This window comes from Streptomyces sp. 2131.1 (genome assembly GCF_900105515.1).
In the GTDB taxonomy this organism is placed as follows: Bacteria; Actinomycetota; Actinomycetes; order Streptomycetales; family Streptomycetaceae; genus Streptomyces; species Streptomyces drozdowiczii.
Map to the genome: position 1 here is coordinate 6,770,814 of NZ_FNSY01000001.1, position 15,947 is coordinate 6,786,760.

The 15,947-nt window shown below is 71.1% G+C and carries 21 protein-coding genes; 7 read left to right on the forward strand and 14 right to left on the reverse strand.

Annotated elements, in window-relative coordinates:
• The first annotated feature begins 187 nt into the window (after positions 1-187).
• Both BLW14_RS30095 and BLW14_RS30100 read left to right on the forward strand, forming a co-directional pair.
• A complete protein-coding gene (locus BLW14_RS30095; RefSeq protein ID WP_093710264.1) occupies positions 188-790 on the forward strand; it encodes a flavodoxin family protein in 603 nt (200 codons plus the stop codon).
• 162 nt (positions 791-952) lie between these two features.
• A complete protein-coding gene (locus tag BLW14_RS30100; RefSeq protein ID WP_093710265.1) occupies positions 953-1,834 on the forward strand; it encodes an RNA polymerase sigma factor SigF in 882 nt (293 codons plus the stop codon).
• A gap of 21 nt (positions 1,835-1,855) precedes the next feature.
• On the opposite strand, the gene BLW14_RS30105 is transcribed toward BLW14_RS30100, so the two are convergent.
• The 11 genes from BLW14_RS30105 to BLW14_RS30155 all read right to left on the reverse strand — a co-directional run bounded on the left by BLW14_RS30105 (position 1,856) and on the right by BLW14_RS30155 (position 7,893).
• The gene (locus tag BLW14_RS30105) at positions 1,856-2,308 is read right to left on the reverse strand and encodes an Asp23/Gls24 family envelope stress response protein (protein WP_093710266.1); all 453 of its coding nucleotides are present in this window, start codon (positions 2,306-2,308) and stop codon (positions 1,856-1,858) included.
• Positions 2,309-2,452: 144 nt separating this feature from the next.
• Entirely contained in the window at positions 2,453-2,731 is a 279-nt protein-coding gene (locus BLW14_RS30110; protein ID WP_093710267.1) for a gas vesicle protein K, read from the reverse strand.
• Positions 2,728-2,955, reverse strand: a complete 228-nt coding sequence (locus tag BLW14_RS30115; RefSeq protein ID WP_018524463.1) for a gas vesicle protein — start codon at positions 2,953-2,955, stop codon at positions 2,728-2,730. Before BLW14_RS30115 ends, BLW14_RS30110 begins: the two co-directional genes overlap by 4 nt.
• Positions 2,956-2,957: 2 nt before the next feature.
• Positions 2,958-3,764: a GvpL/GvpF family gas vesicle protein gene (locus tag BLW14_RS30120; RefSeq protein WP_093710268.1), complete on the reverse strand. Its 807-nt coding sequence runs from the start codon at positions 3,762-3,764 to the stop codon at positions 2,958-2,960.
• Between the two features lie 19 nt (positions 3,765-3,783).
• Complete coding sequence (locus tag BLW14_RS30125) at positions 3,784-4,155, reverse strand: gas vesicle protein (protein WP_093710269.1); 372 nt, start codon at positions 4,153-4,155, stop codon at positions 3,784-3,786.
• Positions 4,148-5,227 carry an SRPBCC family protein gene (locus BLW14_RS30130; protein ID WP_093710270.1) on the reverse strand — a complete coding sequence of 360 codons (1,080 nt, stop codon included), beginning with the start codon at positions 5,225-5,227 and terminating at the stop codon, positions 4,148-4,150. The genes BLW14_RS30125 and BLW14_RS30130 overlap by 8 nt, the downstream gene beginning before the upstream one ends.
• 6 nt (positions 5,228-5,233) lie before the next feature.
• Positions 5,234-6,082 carry a histone protein gene (locus BLW14_RS30135; protein ID WP_093710895.1) on the reverse strand — a complete coding sequence of 283 codons (849 nt, stop codon included), beginning with the start codon at positions 6,080-6,082 and terminating at the stop codon, positions 5,234-5,236.
• 7 nt (positions 6,083-6,089) lie between these two features.
• Positions 6,090-6,344, reverse strand: a complete 255-nt coding sequence (locus BLW14_RS30140; protein WP_093710271.1) for a gas vesicle protein GvpG — start codon at positions 6,342-6,344, stop codon at positions 6,090-6,092.
• A 1-nt stretch (position 6,345) separates the two neighbouring features.
• A complete protein-coding gene (locus BLW14_RS30145) occupies positions 6,346-7,095 on the reverse strand; it encodes a GvpL/GvpF family gas vesicle protein (protein ID WP_093710272.1) in 750 nt (249 codons plus the stop codon).
• Positions 7,096-7,098: 3 nt separating this feature from the next.
• Positions 7,099-7,539 carry a gas vesicle structural protein GvpA gene (locus BLW14_RS30150; RefSeq protein ID WP_093710273.1) on the reverse strand — a complete coding sequence of 147 codons (441 nt, stop codon included), beginning with the start codon at positions 7,537-7,539 and terminating at the stop codon, positions 7,099-7,101.
• Positions 7,540-7,572: 33 nt separating this feature from the next.
• A complete protein-coding gene (locus tag BLW14_RS30155) occupies positions 7,573-7,893 on the reverse strand; it encodes a gas vesicle protein GvpO (protein ID WP_093710274.1) in 321 nt (106 codons plus the stop codon).
• Positions 7,894-8,019: 126 nt separating this feature from the next.
• On the opposite strand from BLW14_RS30155, the gene BLW14_RS30160 reads away from it, so the two are divergent.
• From BLW14_RS30160 to BLW14_RS30170, 3 genes are all read left to right on the forward strand, one after another.
• On the forward strand, positions 8,020-8,697 hold the full coding sequence (locus BLW14_RS30160) for a TetR/AcrR family transcriptional regulator (protein WP_093710275.1): 678 nt from the start codon (positions 8,020-8,022) through the stop codon (positions 8,695-8,697).
• Positions 8,694-10,064 carry an MFS transporter gene (locus BLW14_RS30165; protein WP_093710276.1) on the forward strand — a complete coding sequence of 457 codons (1,371 nt, stop codon included), beginning with the start codon at positions 8,694-8,696 and terminating at the stop codon, positions 10,062-10,064. The genes BLW14_RS30160 and BLW14_RS30165 overlap by 4 nt, the downstream gene beginning before the upstream one ends.
• 106 nt (positions 10,065-10,170) lie before the next feature.
• Positions 10,171-11,292, forward strand: a complete 1,122-nt coding sequence (locus BLW14_RS30170; RefSeq protein ID WP_093710277.1) for a lipid II:glycine glycyltransferase FemX — start codon at positions 10,171-10,173, stop codon at positions 11,290-11,292.
• 6 nt (positions 11,293-11,298) lie between these two features.
• Here the strand turns inward: BLW14_RS30170 and BLW14_RS30175 are convergent, their stop codons facing one another.
• Positions 11,299-12,849 carry an FAD-dependent oxidoreductase gene (locus tag BLW14_RS30175; RefSeq protein WP_093710278.1) on the reverse strand — a complete coding sequence of 517 codons (1,551 nt, stop codon included), beginning with the start codon at positions 12,847-12,849 and terminating at the stop codon, positions 11,299-11,301.
• Between the two features lie 171 nt (positions 12,850-13,020).
• On the opposite strand from BLW14_RS30175, the gene BLW14_RS30180 reads away from it, so the two are divergent.
• A complete protein-coding gene (locus BLW14_RS30180; protein ID WP_093710279.1) occupies positions 13,021-13,548 on the forward strand; it encodes a hypothetical protein in 528 nt (175 codons plus the stop codon).
• Positions 13,549-13,570: 22 nt separating this feature from the next.
• Here BLW14_RS30180 and BLW14_RS30185 read toward each other — a convergent pair whose 3' ends face one another.
• On the reverse strand, positions 13,571-14,131 hold the full coding sequence (locus BLW14_RS30185; RefSeq protein WP_093710280.1) for a hemerythrin domain-containing protein: 561 nt from the start codon (positions 14,129-14,131) through the stop codon (positions 13,571-13,573).
• Between the two features lie 149 nt (positions 14,132-14,280).
• A complete protein-coding gene (gene thpR, locus BLW14_RS30190; RefSeq protein WP_093710281.1) occupies positions 14,281-14,898 on the reverse strand; it encodes an RNA 2',3'-cyclic phosphodiesterase in 618 nt (205 codons plus the stop codon).
• Positions 14,899-15,456: 558 nt separating this feature from the next.
• On the opposite strand from thpR, the gene BLW14_RS30195 reads away from it, so the two are divergent.
• Positions 15,457-15,675: an MbtH family protein gene (locus BLW14_RS30195; RefSeq protein ID WP_026243230.1), complete on the forward strand. Its 219-nt coding sequence runs from the start codon at positions 15,457-15,459 to the stop codon at positions 15,673-15,675.
• The last annotated feature ends 272 nt before the right edge of the window (positions 15,676-15,947 follow it).

Below are 15,947 nucleotides of genomic sequence, written 5' to 3' on the forward strand. Positions count from 1 at the left end.
CCTGCCCAGTATTCCTGCCGGGTTCACGACTTTCTCGGAGAAGGGCGGGAAGGCGATACCGCAGCCCGTTGTACCGGGCGCACTCCACGGGCGGGAGCCATAGTGGAGAGGGCGCCGGACCGGGCGTCCGAGGAGCGCCCCCGGCCGCACCTCGCGCAACGACCGCACCACCCTGAGGAGCCCTTCCATGACCCGAGCACTCGCGCTCGTCTGCACCCTCTCCCCGTCGCCCAAGCCGTCGAGCAGCCAGCTCCTCGCCGACCAGATCATGGCCGAACTCTCGGACCTGAACGTGCGGGGGGAGACCGTGCGGATCGCCGACCACGACGTGAAGCCCGGGATCGCCCAGGACATGGGTGACGGGGACGAGTGGCCCCGGCTACGCGAGAAGGTGATGGCGGCGGACATCCTGCTGCTGGCCACCCCCATCTGGCTGGGGCATCCGTCCAGCCTGTGCCAGCGGGTGCTGGAGCGGCTGAACGCGGACATCTCCGAGACCGACGACGAAGGAAGGCAGTTGACCTACGGCAAGGTCGCCATGGTGGCCGTCGTCGGCAACGAGGACGGCGCCCACAAGGTGAGCGCCGACGCCTTCCAGGGCCTCAACGACCTGGGCTTCACCCTGGCGCCCGGCGCGGTGAGCTACTGGGTTGGAGAGGCCCAGCACGGCACCGACTACCAGGACCTGGAGGAGACGCCCGAGGCCGTCAGGTCCACCACCCACTCGATGGCCGTCAACGCCGCACACCTCGCCCGGGCGCTGGCCGGCGCGCCCTACCCTCCGCGCTGACCGCGTCCCCTTCCCGCCGTTGCGGCCGCCGCGTCAGGGCGCGCCGGCGGCAGAACTTTTGCCGCGCGACAACTTTTGCCGCGCGGCCGTGTGTGGACTGCATGGCTCCGGGTAGTCGCAGCTTCGCGGATGCGTAAGCAGTCGCTGTCCGACGGAAGGGGAATGATCGCGATGCCGACAACCGAATCTGTGCAGGTCGCGGGGACCGCAACAGGTGTGCCGACGGCACTCCCGGAGATCGCCGATCCGCTGAAGGTCGCGCCCAAGGACGCGCGAGCACTCAGCAAACTGTTCTTCGACCGGTTGCAGACCCTCGAAGAAGGCACTGCGGAGTACCAGTACGCCCGCAACACGCTCATCGAAATGAACCTCACCCTGGTGCACTTCGCGGCCGCCCGCTACCGCAACCGCGGCAACGGGCAGATGGAAGACATCATCCAGGTGGGCACCATCGGGCTGATCAAGGCCATCGACCGTTTCGAACTCACCCGGGAAGTCGAGTTCACCTCGTTCGCGATTCCCTACATCGTCGGCGAGATCAAGCGGTTCTTCCGGGACACCACTTGGTCCGTCCACGTGCCGAGGCGCCTTCAGGAACTGCGGGTGACCCTCGCCAAGGCCAAGGAGGAGCTGGCCACCACGCTCGGCCGGGAAGCCACGGTCGCCGAACTGGCCGCACGCCTCGGCATCAGCGAGGAGGACGTCATCGAGGGCCTGGTCGCCTCCAACGGCTACACGGCGCACTCGCTCGACGTGCCCCTGGACGGTGCGGAGTCGGACAGTCCCAGTGGGGTGAACCGCACCCACGCGGACATCACCGGTGAATGCGACCCCGGGATCGAACTGGTCGAGAACCTGCACGCCCTGGCGCCCCTGCTGGAGACGCTCGACGAACGAGAACGCGCCATCGTCCAGATGCGCTTCGGGGAGGAGATGACGCAGTCCCAGATAGGGGAACGTCTCGGCCTGTCCCAGATGCACGTCTCGCGGCTGATCGCCCGCATACTCGGCAAGCTCCGGGAGGGCATCCTCACCGAGGACTGAGACCGCCGGAGTTCACCCGGGTCAGCGGACCCGCTTGCCGGACGTCTCGTCCTGGTCCTCGTCCTCGTCGTCGTCACCCGGCACATGCACGTCCGTGACGTTGATGTTGATCTCGACCACTTCGAGGCCGGTCATCGTCTGGACGGCCTCCGTGACGTTCGTACGGATGGTGCGTGCGGTCTCCACGATGGTGGCGCCGTACTCGACGACGATGTCGAGGTCGATGGCGGTCTGCTTCTCGCCGACCTCCACCTTGACGCCCCGCCCGGGGTCGCTGGAGCGGGAGACCCTGTCCTTGACGGCACCGAGTGCTCGGGAGGCACCCTTGCCCACGGAGTAGACGCCATCGGTCTCTCGTACCGCGATGCCGGCGATCGTCGAGACCACGTTGTCCGCGATGGTCGTCGTCCCTCGCGTGCCGCCCGTCGCACCGCCTTCGAGCTTGGTGCCGCTGACGCTTTCGTTGGTCGCCATGAGTTCCTCACACGGAAGCTTGTCGGGAGAGGGGGCCGGGCGGGCGAAGCCGATCCGCCGCGTTCCGCCCCCTCTCCACTCTCCTCCGGCTCCCGCGCCCCCGCCATTCGGGTGGCCGCCCGCCGGGGGCACACCCGCCGGTGCTCAGTCCCGCGGCAGCAGCGTCCCGAGCGGCCCGAGGTCCAGGTTCAGGTCCTCGGGCCGTACGCCGTGCTGCTCGCAGAGCTCCGTCATCCGCTCCTCCAGGAGCATCAGCGTCGTACCGATCTCCTCGGTCTGCTCGTCCGTGAGATCCCCCTCGTCGATGCGCCGGATCGCCTGCCGTTCCATCAGCTGGCGCAGGAGCTCCACCACGGTGAGCACCAGCGTGACGAGGTCCTTGCCCACCTTGTCGGAGTCCAGATCGACCCGCGCGTCCGTCACAGCGGCCCCCCGTCCGCCCACGGCGCGGGTACACGCTCGCTGACCGACGACAGCAGCGCGTGCAGCGACAGCCGTACGAGAGGCACGTCGGCGATCGCGATGACCAGGTCCCCGCTGATCACGACCCCGGTGGCCAGCACCCGGTCCAGCAGATCGACCAGCGGCACCCCGATCGGCCCGCTCAGCGGCTCGGGCCCGTCCCACGGCACGACGGCGCGTTCCACCCCTACACCTCGCCGACGAAGGAGTACGGAACCCACGGTCCCGACAGCTCGACCTGCGCCCCCGTACGTTCGCGGAGGTTCCGGGCCAGCCGCGCCAGTTCCGCCGCGCGCTCCCCGGCCACCAGATAGGTGGCGTTGAGCACCTGCGTGCGCCGCTCTTCCGGGGCGCGTCCCCCGTGCGGCGGCAGTCTGCGCGACGCGGTGGCCAGAGCGCTGACGTCCGCGTCCACGGCGTCGGCGATCCGCAGTGCGTCCGAGCGCTGCCGTTCGCGCCGGTCCCGCAGACTCCGCTTCCGGTCCAGATAGGCTCGGCCGGCCCCGGCCCCGGCAGCGGGCGGCTGCGGGGCGGCCCCGGCGGCCTGCCCGGCCGGTGCGTCGGTCACGTACACCTTCACGCCCCACTCGGAGTGGTTCGCCGTACGCTCCAGTGCGGCGTGGAACCGCCGCGACTCGCGGCTCAGCGCGGCCCGGGCCCGTTGCTCGTCGTGGTACAGCGTGGCGAGCGGCAGCGGCACCGTCGGCAGGCGGGCGGCCACCGCGCACACGACCTCGTGATGGGCCCGCGCGTACCGTTCGAGCTCGGGTTCGTCCGCGAGCCGCGCCTGCCACGCCTCGTCGGTGAAGTCCGCCGCCCGCACGGTCTGCACCACCGCGGTGAGCGCGGGGCCCACGGCCAGCGGGCGCAGTGGGCTCTCGCACGAGAGGCCCGCCGGTCCGGTGAGGTCCGGAGGTTCCTCGGCACGGCACACCGCATAGACGTAGACGGCCTCGGTGCCGGCTTCGGCGGGTGCGGGGATGTCCTCGGTCATGTACTCGGTTCTCCTCGGGTCATCTCCGCGACGACGGGTTCGTTTCGGACTCCTGCTCCTGCTGTTCCGGCGCGTCGGACGACCGCGACTCCAGGGCTTCCAGACGGGCGCGCAGCTCCCGGTTCTCGTCCTGGAGGGCGTTGCGCGCCGCGTGCGAACTGAGCGCGGGATCGGTCTCCCACCAGTCGATGCCGGCCTTCTTCGCCGTGTCGACGGAGGCGACGAAGAGACGCAGCCGGATGGTGAGCAGCTCGATGTCCAGCAGGTCGATCTTGATGTCACCGGCGATGACGATGCCCTTGTCCAGGACGCGTTCGAGGATGTCGGCGAGGTTCGTCGTCTGAGGGCCGGACGGCGCGTACGCCTCCTGCCGGAAGTCGAGATCAGTCACGCCGGGACCTCCGCCCGCGCCGCCCGGTGGAAGCGGGCTCCTCCTCTTCTTCTTCCTCCTCCTCGGGTTCCTCCTCGTCTTCCTCTTCTTCCTCCGGTTCCTCGTCGTCCTCCCACTCGTCCTCGTCGTCCTCCCCGTCGCCCTCGTCGTCCTCTTCGTCCCCCTCGTCCTCGCCGTCGTAGCCCTCGTCGTCCTCAGGCTCCTCCTCGTCGCCCTCGGACTCCTCCTCGGCCACGGCGTCCTCGTGGGAGACGACGACCTCGCCGTCGCGGATCTCACCGCGCCAGCCGTCGGGCTCCTCGTCGGTGAGCGTGACGTACCGCTGGAAGTGCTTGAAGTCGAGGCGGATACGGCGGCCCTGGGCGCGCCAGAGGTTGCCCGTCTTCTCGAAGAACCCCGACGGGTAGTACTCGACGACCAGCACGATGCGGGTCAGGTTCGGTGTCAGTTCATGGAAGCTGACGGCGCCTCGCGTGGTGCCCTTGGAGCCTTCGGACGTCCAGACGATGCGCTCGTCGGGGACCTGCTCCTGCACGGTCGCCTTGAAGCTCCGCGAGGAAGGGCCGATCTTGACCTTCCAGTCGCTCGTGGCCTCGTCCTCCGTCGACACGTCCTGGACGCCCTTGGCGAAGCTGCTGAAGCGGTCGTACTGGGTCCAGTAGTCGTACGCCGTACGCAGGGGCACGCCGACGTCGAGCACCTCGACGATGTTCATCGACTTGCCGCCCCCGCTCGACTTGCTCTTGCCCTTGCCGCCACCGAACGCCTCCTTGGCCTTCTCCGTGACGTTGTCCTTCACGCCCTTGGCCTTCTCGGAGACGAACGACTTCAGCGGGGACTCGCCCTGGAGCACGCGGGAGGCCACGGCCGGCAGGGAGCCGCCGTTCTCCGCGGAGTCGGTGAGCTGCTGCGCGACGTCCGTCAGCTTGCCGCTCGCCTTCCCCGCCAGGTCCTCCATCTTGGCGCTGAGGAAGCCCGACAGCTCCTCGCGGATTCTGTCCAGTCCCCCCGACTCCTGTGTCCCGGACTCGTCCGGCGCGTCGGCGCGCTCGTCCTGATCTGTCCTGGCCATGACTCGCTACCTCCGACGATCGGTGCGCTTGGAAGCGGTCCGCTTGGACGAGGACGACGTCTTCTTGGAGGTGGTCTTCTTCGCCGGAGCGGTCTTCTTGGCCGCGGCCTTCTTCGCGGGTGCCGTCTTCTTGGCCGCCGTCTTCTTGGCGGGGGCGGTCTTCTTCGTCGCCGTCTTCTTCGCGGCGGACTTCTTGGCAGGGGCCGGCTTCTTCGCCGGAGCGGCCTTCTTGGCGGGGGCGGTCTTCTTCGCCGCCTTCTTGGCGGTCTTCTTGGCCGGTGCCTTGCCGGCTCCGCCGCTCCTTCCGCCTGACCGTCGAGCGGGCGGCGATTCCGGTTCTGGTTCCGGTTCGGGTTCCTCTTCTTCCTCGCCCTCGTCTTCTTCCTCGTCCTCGTCCTCGTCCCAGGGCTCTTCCTCGTCCTCGTACTGGTCGTCCTCGCCCTCCGGCTCGTCCTCGTCCTCCTCGTCCTCGCCGTACTCGTCCTCGTAGTCGGAGTCGCCGTCCTCGTCGTCGTCCTCATACGTGTCGTCGTCGCGCGGGCCCTCGACGAGCCGGGCGGTGCGGTCGCCGATCGCGTCGGCCAGCGATGCCATGCCGCGGTTGGCCGCAGCCGTCACGGCCTTGCGGCCCGCGTCCATGACCTCGCCCCGCAACTGCTCCTGGAGCTCCGCGACCTGAGGGACACCGCCGAGACGGCGCATCCCCTCCGCGGCGAGCTGGCGGGGTTCGAGCCCGAACCGTCTGCCTGCCAGGTACGTAGCGACGGTCAGGGCCATCCGGCCCTTCTTGGTCCGGCCCAGCACGTAGCCGCCGACCACCGCGGCTGCGAGCGCTACCTTGGCCTCGTCATCCATGAGCACGTCACCTTCGATCGCTTGCCACTCGGCCCGCCCGAACGGCGTGCAGCCGGTCGAGCAGTCGCTCCTCTTCCCGTTCGAATTCCTCGATCGTGATGTCTCCTGCCTCCAACTCCTGGTTGAGTTCTGCAAGTTGAGCGCGGAGCACCTGTGGGTCGTGCAGCTCGCGCTCGGCGGCGTCCTGAAGCTTCTCCGCCACCCAGACCACTCCGCGTACGGGTGCGACGGGCAACGTCAGCAGACCCGTGATCAGGCCCATCTCAGCCACCGCCCACGGGCACCGGGCGCGCCTCGGCGGCGACGAAGCTGTAGCAGGGCAGTGGCCCGGCGAGCCGGAGCTCCACATGGCCGCGGTTGGCGCTCGCGAACCGGTGCGCCTCGGCCAGGAACGCGTCACCGGCGTCGCGCTCGACCAGGAACGACACGTTGAGGGCACACCCCTGGACCTCTGGGCCCGCCGCCACGGCCCGCGCTCTCGGCGTCAGCTCCCGCAGCACCCGCCGCCCGGCGTCGGAGGCCCGGCGCGCGAGGGCGGCGGCCACCGCCTCGCCCAGCCGCAGACTGGCCTCGTAGCCCGGACGCCGGCGCGCGGCATCCCGCAGCCTGCGTACGGTGCCGTCCTCGGCGACGACGTCGGCGAGCGCGTCCTCGGCCGCCAGCGCCTTGAGGTTGATCTCGTGGCAGCCCGCGAGCCGCTTCAGGGCCGCCGCGTGCCCGCTCTCGTCGGCCGCCAGCTGCCGCAGTACGGCGTCCTCGCCGGGTGCGACCATGCCGAAGCGCATCGGCAGCACGGGTCCCTCGTCCATGAGGCGCATCAGCAGGTCCTGGTGGGCCAGCAGATCGCGGCGGCGGGCGCGGAGATCCGGGGGAGCGTCGCTGATCACGGCCGCGAGCCGGCCCTGCCGGACGGACCGCAGACGTGCGGGCGGGCTGCCCACACCGCCCTGCCCCTCCGGGAGGGCGGTGCCCGCCCGGGTGATCGCGTAGACGTACACGCCGTCGGCTGTCACGGCTCAGGCCTCCACACGGCGGCGCCGGCTCTCGCTGCCGCGGGCCGGGGCGCGCCGCTTCTTCGGCCGCTCCTCCGGCTCCTCGTCGTCGTCACCGCCGACCGCCTTGCGTACGGTGTCGCCCACCGACTCCGCCGCCCTGCGCACCTTCCGCTTGCCGATCGACTTGGCGGCACCGCCGCCGATCAGCTCCGGAACCGTGGTGCTGCCGGAGTCCCGCTCCAGGTCGAGCCGGTTGCACGCCTCGGCGAACCGCAGATACGTGTCCACGCTGGCCACGACGATGCGCGCGTCTATCTTGAGGATCTCGATGCCGACCAGGGAGACCCTGATGAAGACATCGATCACCATGCCCCGGTCGAGGATCAGCTCCAGGACGTCGTACAGGGTGCCGGCGCGCGGCGGGCAGGCGACGACTTCGTCGGAGTAGGTGGTCGCGGTCATGGAATGTCCTTCCGGCAGGGGAGTGGGCGCCGCTCACTCGTCGGCGGCGCCCCGGCGGTACCGGCGGACCCTGCGGTATTCCAGGAGCTCACCGGACCGGTCCAGCTGCACCTCGTAGGAGGCAAGGAGGCTCGTGGTGTCCGGGATCCGGGGCACTTCGAGAACGTCCACGACGACGCACCAGCCGTCGTCGGTGCGCCGGACCGCCGACACGCCCTCCGCGTGGTGGTCGATGAGACCCTCCAGGCTCTTGCAGGCAGCGCGGGCCGCGTGCTCGGGGCCCCGTGCTGACGAGGCGCGACGAGTGGTCGCCGTTTTCGTGGTTCCGGCGTGGGAGCGCCGCTGATCTGCCATGGCACCCAGTCTGCTCACTCTCACCGGCCCCGCATCTTGGGCGAGGGCATTGGGACGTGTGCCGCGCGGGCGCCGTGGGAACCGAGGCGGTAGACAGTGTCTACAGGCACGTGGTAGACAGTGTCTATGGATCACTCGAATTCGTTGCGGGAGCGCCTGATCGACGCAGGCGTCGACCTCGTCATGACCGACGGCTCGGCCTCGCTCGGCCTCCGCGAGATCGCCCGGCGTGCCGGGGTGTCCCACGGGGCTCCGCGCCGCTATTTCCCGACACACCACGCGCTGCTCTCCGCCATCGCCCGACGGGGCTTCGCCGACCTCGCGACCCGTCTGACGGCGGCTACGGAAGGCGGGCAGACCCCGCGTGCCCGGCTGAGGGCCCTCGCCGACGCGTTCCTGGAGTACGCGGGGGAGCACGGCGGCATGTTCGAGCTGATGTTCCGCCACGACCTGCTCGACAGCGAGGCCCATGCGGGTGACGTGGAGCCGGACGCGGGGCCCGGGGCGCCGCCCCCCTCACGCCTGCGTGACTCGACGCTCCCGCTCTTCGCGCAGCTCGTCGAACTCGTCGCCCGCGACCGGGCCCACCACAGGACACACGGCGCCGGCCCCTCGTACGAGTCCGCCCCGCCGCCGGCCGTGACCGCGGCGGCCCTGTGGACCAACCTGCACGGCATCGCCGTACTCCGGGCGAGCGGCGCCCTCCCTCTGGCCCTGCACGCCGCGCTGCCCGAGGGGAGCGGCGGGCCGGACCCGCTGGTCACGGCGGTGCTCGACGCCCATCTCGGGCGGGTGCAACCGTGACGGCCACCGCTGTGCGGCCCCGGGCCGCCCTCCTGGCCTCGGTGGCGGGCGCGATGATCGTGGCCCTGGACGGCACGGTGCTGCTCGTCGCACAGCCGGAACTGCGACGCGATCTCGGGGCGAGCGTCACCCAGGTCCAGTGGACGAGCACCGGCTATCTGCTCGCGGTCGCCGCCCTCCTCGTCGTCGCCGGGCGGCTCGGCGACCGCTACGGGCACCGGCGGCTGCTGTGCGTGGGCGCGCTCGGCTTCGGCGCCGCGTCGGCGGGCATCGGGCTCGCCCGGGGCATCGGCTGGGTCATCGCTCTGCGCGCCGCCCAGGGCGTCTTCGGCGCGCTCCTGCAACCGGCGACACTCGCCCTGCTCCGGCTCGTGTACCCGGCCGACCGGCTCGGCGCGGCCGTTGCCTTCCGCACCAGCGCGATCGGGGCGGCCGCCGCGGCGGGCCCGGTGATGGGGGGACTGCTCGTCACGCACTGGGGCTGGCCGGCGGTGTTCCTGATCAACATCCCGGCCGCCCTCGCCATCGCCGCTCTCGCCCTCGCCGTACGCGTCCCCGACGTGCCGCGCGCCGCGTTCCGCCGCTTCGACCTCGCCGCCGGTGCCCTGCTGGCCGCCGCGCTCGCCGTCCTCGTCCACACCCTGGCCGGCATCCCGGACCAGGGCTGGACCGGCACCCGGACCGGGCTCGGGCTGCTGCTGAGCCTGCTGCTCGGGACGGCGCTCCTCGCGTACGAATGCCGCAGCGCCCAGCCGGTCGTGCCCCGTGCGGTGACACGCTCGGTGCCCGTGATGGCCTCCATGGCGCTGCTGCTCACCACCTCCGGCGGGTTGTTCGGCGCGCTGTTCGTCGTCACCTTCTTCCTGCAACAGGGCCTCGGCCTCGACCCGCTCGCCTGCGGACTGAGATGCCTGCCGCTGACCCTGCTCATGATCGCCGGAGCGCCCGTGGCCTCGGCCGCCCTTGCCCGCTACGGACCGCGCCGCACCGCGATCACGGGCCAGATATGCGTCGTCGTCGCCGTCCTCGGTCTCTCCCGGCTGTCCCCGGCGGCCTCCTGGGCGGAGACGAGCCCGGTCCTCGCCGTACTGGGCGCGGGCTTCACCGCCGTCATGGTCACCGCCACCGGCACGGTCGTCGGGGACGCGCCGCCCGGTTACGCGGGGGTGGTCGGGGGTCTCAAGCAGACCGCCATGAACGTGGGCCCGACGCTCGGGATCGCCGTGGCCGCCGGGCTGATGCCTCTCACCGCACCGGCCCAATCGCCCCACGCCGTTCCGGGGCCCGTCATGGGCCAGGCGCTGCCGGCGGTCGCGGCCCTCGCCGCTCTCGGCCTCGTACCGGCGTCACTGCTGCCGCGGCGCTGACACGGCGGGCCGGCCCTGCCCGAGCCCCGGCCCGCTCGCGTCGTGGGCGGCGACGAACGCCCTTACGCTGCCAGAGGATCACGACCCGTGGACGAGGAGCAGACCGATGGATCTCCGCCTGAGGACGATCAGCCGGGACGAGCACACGGCGTACGTCGAGAGCCTGCCGTCGGCGAGCCACATGCAGGTCCCCTCCTGGGGCGAGGTGAAACCCGACTGGCGGGCCGAGAGCCTCGGCTGGTTCGACGGGACCGGCCGCATCACCGGAACGGCCCTGGTCCTCCACCGGCCGCTCCCGAAGCTCAAGCGCTCCCTCGCCTATCTGCCCGAGGGCCCGGTCATCGACTGGTACGACGACGACCTCGGCCGGTGGCTCACTCCGCTCCTCGAACACCTCGAGGGCCAGGGCGCGTTCAGCGTCAGGATGGGCCCGCCCGTCGTGGCCCGCCGCTGGGACGCGGCCACCGTGAAGGAAGCCGTCGCGGACCCGGACGCGCACCGCCTCGGCGAGGTCGAGCCGACGGAGCGGGACCCCCGCGCCTTCGCGCTGATGGACCGGCTGCGGACTATGGGCTGGCGGCAGTCCGGCGGCGACAGCGAGGAGGGCTTCGCCGCCGGCCAGCCGCGTTACGTCTTCCAGCTCCCCCTCGCGGACCGCTCGCCCGAGGAGATCCTGAGCGGCTTCAACCAGCTCTGGCGCCGCAACATCAAGAAGGCGGACAAGGCCGGCGTCAAAGTGGTCCAGGGCGACTACGCCGACCTGGAGACCTTCTACGCCCTCTACACCGAGACCGCCGAACGCGACCGGTTCATCCCCCGCCCCCTGGCGTACTTCCAGCGCATGTGGAAGGCGCTCACCGCGGAGGACCCCGACCGGATGCGGCTCTACCTCGCCGCCCACGACGGGGAGGTGCTGGCCGCCGCCACCATGCTCACCGTCGGCGGGCACGTCTGGTACTCGTACGGCGCCTCCACCAGCCGCAGGCGCGAGGTGCAGCCCAACAACGCCATCCAGTGGCAGATGATCCGCGACGCCCACGCCCTGGGCGCGCACGTCTACGACTTCCGGGGCACCACCGACACGCTCGACGAGAGCAACCACCTGCTCGGCCTGCTCCGCTTCAAGGTGGGCACCGGCGGGCAGGCCGCGGAGTACGTCGGCGAGTGGGACTTCCCCCTCAACAAGGTCCTGCACAAGGCGTTCCAGCTGTACATGGCCCGGCGCTAGGGCCGGTCACCCCTCGCTGCCCGGGTCCAGCACCTCCAGCGGCCGGACCGCCGGCCCCTGGAGCACCGTGCCGTCGACGGCGAACCTCGAACCGTGGCACGGGCACTCCCACGCCGTCTCCGCCTCGTTGAACGCCACCAGGCATCCCAGATGCGTACACCGCGCGGACACCGCACGCACCGTGCCGTCCTGTTCCCGGTACACCGCGCAGCGACGACCGTTCACCCGGACCACCGCCCCCGTGCCGGGCGGTACCTGGCTCACCGAGTCCAGGTGACTCACGCCCAGCCGGTCGCCGACGAAGTGCTTCGCCACCTCCGCCTGGGCGCCCAGCAGCGACCCCGCCTCGCGGACCGCGCTGCCCAGCCGTCGCGGGTCGTACAACTCCGCCCACGGCAGCGCCGGCGTCCCCTCGGAGATCAGCGAGGTCAGCAGCCGGCCGGCGAGCACCCCGCCGGTCATGCCCCAGCCGCCGAAACCGGTTGCCACATAGGTGTGGCGGGCCCCGATGTGGAAGGGCCCGATGAGCGGCACCGTATCGCTGGGATCGTTGTCCTGCGCCGCCCACCGGTACGCCGTGGGCTCCACCGTGAACCGCTGGTGCATCCAGTCGTCCAGCCGCCGGAACCCCTCCGCGGGATCCCCGGTGCCCGGCGTGAAACTCTCCCCGGTCACGATCAGCAGCCGCCGGTCATCGTCGAGCGGGGTGGAGCGCACCGAGCGCTTCCCCTCGTCCTCGGTGATGTACATGCCCTTCGGCGCCCGGTCCGCCGCGATGGGCGCAGCGACGACCAGTTCCCGCCGGGGCGACAGCCGGGCGAACAGCATCGCCCGGTCGAAGACCGGGTAGTGCGTGGCCACGACCACGTCCCGGGCCGTCACGGTCCGCCCCGACTCGCACGTCACCCGGCAGGGCGTCCCCTCCGTCAGGCCGGTGACCCGGCTGCGCTCGAAGATCCGGCCACCGCGCGCCACCAGGTCCTCCGCCAGCGCCAGCAGGTACTTGCGCGGGTGGAACTGGGCCTGCCCCTCGGCCCGGACCGCGCCGGCGACCGCGAACGGCAGCTCCGTCCCGGAGACGTACGCGACATCGAGACCCGCCTCCGCGGCGGCACGCGCCTCCGCCTCGATCAACGGGCGCGACTCCGGCACGGCCGCGTAGCTGTACGCGCTCACCCGCTCCAGGTCGCACGCGATCCGCAGCTCCTCGACGATGTCCGCCACCCGGTCCACCGCATCCTGCTGCGACGCCGCGTACAGCCGGGTGGCGTCCACGCCCCTGGTCCGCCGCAGCCGCTCGTACACCAGGGACTGGAGCGCCGACACCTTGGCCGTGGTGTAGCCGGTGACCCCGGAGGCGATGCGGTCCGCCTCCAGCACCACGACGCTGCGCCCCGTCCGGCTCAGCTCCCACGCCGTGCTCAGGCCCGCGATGCCGCCGCCGATGACGACGACGTCCGCATCCGTGTCCGAGGCCAGACGCGGGTGGTCCGGTGCCTCGGTGCTGTCCATCCAGAAGGACTCGTCCAGCCCGGGAAGGGGGCGGGGGTGGGTCATGGTGTGCTCTCCCAATCGTTCCGGGCCGACGGCCCGCTGCTTCCTGGTCCGGCACTTCGGCGGCGCGGGCCCATGACGCACACCACGGCCGCAACGTGCCCTGCGTCATACGGGGCGCACGGGACGGCGCAGTAGTCTGCACGGCGATCCAGCACCCGAGGGGACGCCCCGATGCCCGCAGACCTTTCCCCGCTCATCGCAGCCACCACCCAGTGGCTGACGCGCGCGTTCCCCGCCGGCGGAGGACCGCTCACCGCCGCCCTGGCCGAGGCACAGGCGCGCCAGGCCGTCACCGTCGCCACCTGGCTGCGCTACCCCACGGACCTGGACGCCGCCTTGGTGCTCCTCACCGGACCCGGCGGATCGGCCCGTCTCGACGAGGTCACCGGCGTCCCCGGCCTCTCGGCGACCGGCCCGCAGGACCTGGTCTGGCGCGGCTGGGTGGACGAGGTCGTCGCCAGCTGGGCCGCCCACCTGCTCACCGCACCGGACGCGGCCAGGGAAGCGGTGAAGGCGCTGGACCGCAGCGAGCACTCCATGGCCTGCCCCGCCGAGTTCCGCCGCCTGACCGAACCGAACGCGCACGACCTGGCGGCCACCGCGCTGCTGCGCCACCCCGACCTGCTGGAGCCCATAGCCCGCCTGCACCACGCGGACCTGCTCGACCGCCTGCGCCTCGGCCCGGCCCGCGCCCGCTGAAGACCGGGGCGCCGAAAACCGCTCAGCCCTTGCCGCGGCCCGTCAGCAGGTCGCGGGCCCGGTCGACAAGTCCGGCGCCGGGGCCGAGGACCTTGTTGCCGGGCGGGGTGTCGGGGGCGGAGGGGTGCGGACGGGTGGGGGCGGTCTTCTTCGCCGCACGGATCTTCTCGCCCAGCTGGTCCAGGGTCTCCGGGGAGACGGCTGCCGCGAGCAGCGGGAACAGCCGGTTCTCCTCGTCGCGGACGTGCTCGCTGACCTCCAGCTTCAGCTTCGCCACCAGATGGTCGAACTGCGGGTCGTCCGCAGGCAGCCCCTCCAGGTCCTTGAGGTGCTGTTCCACCTTTGCGTGATCCTCCAGCTCCTTGTCGGCCATGTCGTCGCCGTCGTCCACGTACCGGCGCACCGCCGGGTACAGGTGCATCTCCTCCGCCACGGAATGACGGACCAGCTCGATCGTCAGCTCGTCGGCGAGCTTCCTGCGCTGCTCGTCGCCGACCGGCTGGGCCTCGATCCTCGCGAACAGTTCGTCGACCTCGCGGTGGTCCGTGGTGAGCTCCGCGATCACATTTCCGCCGTGTCCCATCAGTGCAATCCCTCTCCGCTTGTGCGGCGTCCGCCTGTGTGGTGCGAGCCGAAGTCAGCTCACCGTTCCACAGGGGTACCCCCGAACCCCAGCAACACACGGAGCCACGCCCCACGCTGCGCAGGCTGGCGTAACGCCCTGCCGAGACCTCACGCCCCCGCGTCGGGCTCCGCCGTGCCGAGGGGCCACGCCTCGATGTCCCGGTAGCGGATCTGCCCCGGGCTGCGCCCCGCGTTGCTGCCCACCAGGTGCAGGCGCTCGGCGGGCCACGTCCGGCCGCGGAAGTCCGTGAGTCGCGCCGCGATCTCCCCGGCCGACGTGTGGTCGCCGCGGCGGACCCGCGCGAGGGTCAGATGCGGGCGCAGCGGCCGGCCCTCCAGAGCGATACCGCAGTCCTCCACCACGGTTCGCACACCGGCGGCGAGCCGGTGCAGTCCGTCGAGGTCCCCGGCGATCCCGCTCCACGCCACCCGATCGTCGAACGTGCCGCCGCCGTGCAGCGCCAGGCGGGGAGCGGGGTGGGACGCGGCGAGAGCGGCGAGCGGCGGACGCAGCAGCGGAACCGTCGCCACCGGGAGCTCCCCGAGGAACGCCAGCGTGATGTGCCAGTCCTCCACACGGTTCCACCGCACCCGCGGATGCGTGTCGTAGACCGGGCGCAGCTCCCGCGTCAGCTCGTCCTTCGCCGTGTCGGGCGGGGCGAGGGCGATGAACACGCGAACGGTCGCGGGCGGCTTCTCTTCGGTCACACGGCATTCGTACCGCATGCGAAAGAAGCCGTTCCCGCCGGGTGGACGGACCCCACGAGCTGAACATCACGCTGCGTGACAAAATAGGCCATTGCTTGAGTATGGGGCGCGCACCCGGCGCACGGGAGCGCGGCGCGATCAGTACGTGCCCGGTGATGAGGGGGCGTACGCCGGTGGTTATCCGGATTTGCGCGGGTCGTATTCAGCGAAACATGCACAATCGGGACATCGGGTGGCCGAATATTTCCTGGGGAGCGGCGCTGGCATATGTCTCCGGCCGACCTTCGCGCACGTCGCAGCCGTGCGCCTCCATAAGTAATGGGCCGAATTCGTCTCTTCGGTCGGGTGAGGTCATCTATGGTGATTGACGTGAACGGGCGAAGCCGGAAGACCGATCGGCCATCGGCGTCACGTCGGTATCCCGAGGCGTAACGTATCTCCGTCCCATGTGGCAGAGGTCGCGCGGAAGGGGCGGACGGTTCGGTGGTGGGGGTGCGGTGAATCCGCGCGGTGGGCCCGCATATATCTATCTGAGGAACATGCGGTGGCATGTGGGAAAACAAGTGGGGGACGGTCGTGACCAATCCTTTCGATGACGAGTCGGGACGGTTCGTGACGCTGGTGAACGGCGAGGGGCAGTACTCGTTGTGGCCCGCGCACATCGAGGTTCCGAGCGGGTGGAGCGTCGGCGGCCCGGAGGGTTCGCGACAGGAATGTCTCGACGCGATCGAGGCGGAGTGGACGGACATGCGGCCCGCCGGCCTGGTAAGGGCCATGGAGGCGGACGCCGGGTAGGGCGGCGCGGAGACCGTCGAGTCCTGCGGGCCGCCCGGTCCGGGCGGCCCGTCACTCCTGTCTGAAGCGATCAATTTTGCTCCAACCCGAGCAAGACCGATCAGCGTGGAGTGGTGATCGATCTAGCGCCGACTGAAAGTGTTCATGCCGCTGTCACGCGGCTTTACCACCTCATTGCTGGACTGCTCTGGAGCACGTCCGCAATACGCGAAGAAAACGAGTGCGCTCCCGGTTTTCGAAACGGGTGGCCGCTGAGCCGGCGTCCGATGCCG

Coding starts and splice junctions, on each gene's coding strand:
- BLW14_RS30095 (WP_093710264.1), top strand. CDS start 188: ATGACCCGAGCACTCGCGCTCGTCTGCACCCTCTCCCCGTCGCCCAAG.
- BLW14_RS30100 (WP_093710265.1), top strand. CDS start 953: ATGATCGCGATGCCGACAACCGAATCTGTGCAGGTCGCGGGGACCGCA.
- BLW14_RS30105 (WP_093710266.1), bottom strand. CDS start 2,308: ATGGCGACCAACGAAAGCGTCAGCGGCACCAAGCTCGAAGGCGGTGCG.
- BLW14_RS30120 (WP_093710268.1), bottom strand. CDS start 3,764: ATGACCGAGGACATCCCCGCACCCGCCGAAGCCGGCACCGAGGCCGTC.
- BLW14_RS30130 (WP_093710270.1), bottom strand. CDS start 5,227: ATGGCCAGGACAGATCAGGACGAGCGCGCCGACGCGCCGGACGAGTCC.
- BLW14_RS30135 (WP_093710895.1), bottom strand. CDS start 6,082: ATGGATGACGAGGCCAAGGTAGCGCTCGCAGCCGCGGTGGTCGGCGGC.
- BLW14_RS30140 (WP_093710271.1), bottom strand. CDS start 6,344: ATGGGCCTGATCACGGGTCTGCTGACGTTGCCCGTCGCACCCGTACGC.
- BLW14_RS30150 (WP_093710273.1), bottom strand. CDS start 7,539: ATGACCGCGACCACCTACTCCGACGAAGTCGTCGCCTGCCCGCCGCGC.
- BLW14_RS30155 (WP_093710274.1), bottom strand. CDS start 7,893: ATGGCAGATCAGCGGCGCTCCCACGCCGGAACCACGAAAACGGCGACC.
- BLW14_RS30160 (WP_093710275.1), top strand. CDS start 8,020: ATGGATCACTCGAATTCGTTGCGGGAGCGCCTGATCGACGCAGGCGTC.
- BLW14_RS30170 (WP_093710277.1), top strand. CDS start 10,171: ATGGATCTCCGCCTGAGGACGATCAGCCGGGACGAGCACACGGCGTAC.
- BLW14_RS30175 (WP_093710278.1), bottom strand. CDS start 12,849: ATGACCCACCCCCGCCCCCTTCCCGGGCTGGACGAGTCCTTCTGGATG.
- BLW14_RS30180 (WP_093710279.1), top strand. CDS start 13,021: ATGCCCGCAGACCTTTCCCCGCTCATCGCAGCCACCACCCAGTGGCTG.
- BLW14_RS30185 (WP_093710280.1), bottom strand. CDS start 14,131: ATGGGACACGGCGGAAATGTGATCGCGGAGCTCACCACGGACCACCGC.
- thpR (WP_093710281.1), bottom strand. CDS start 14,898: ATGCGGTACGAATGCCGTGTGACCGAAGAGAAGCCGCCCGCGACCGTT.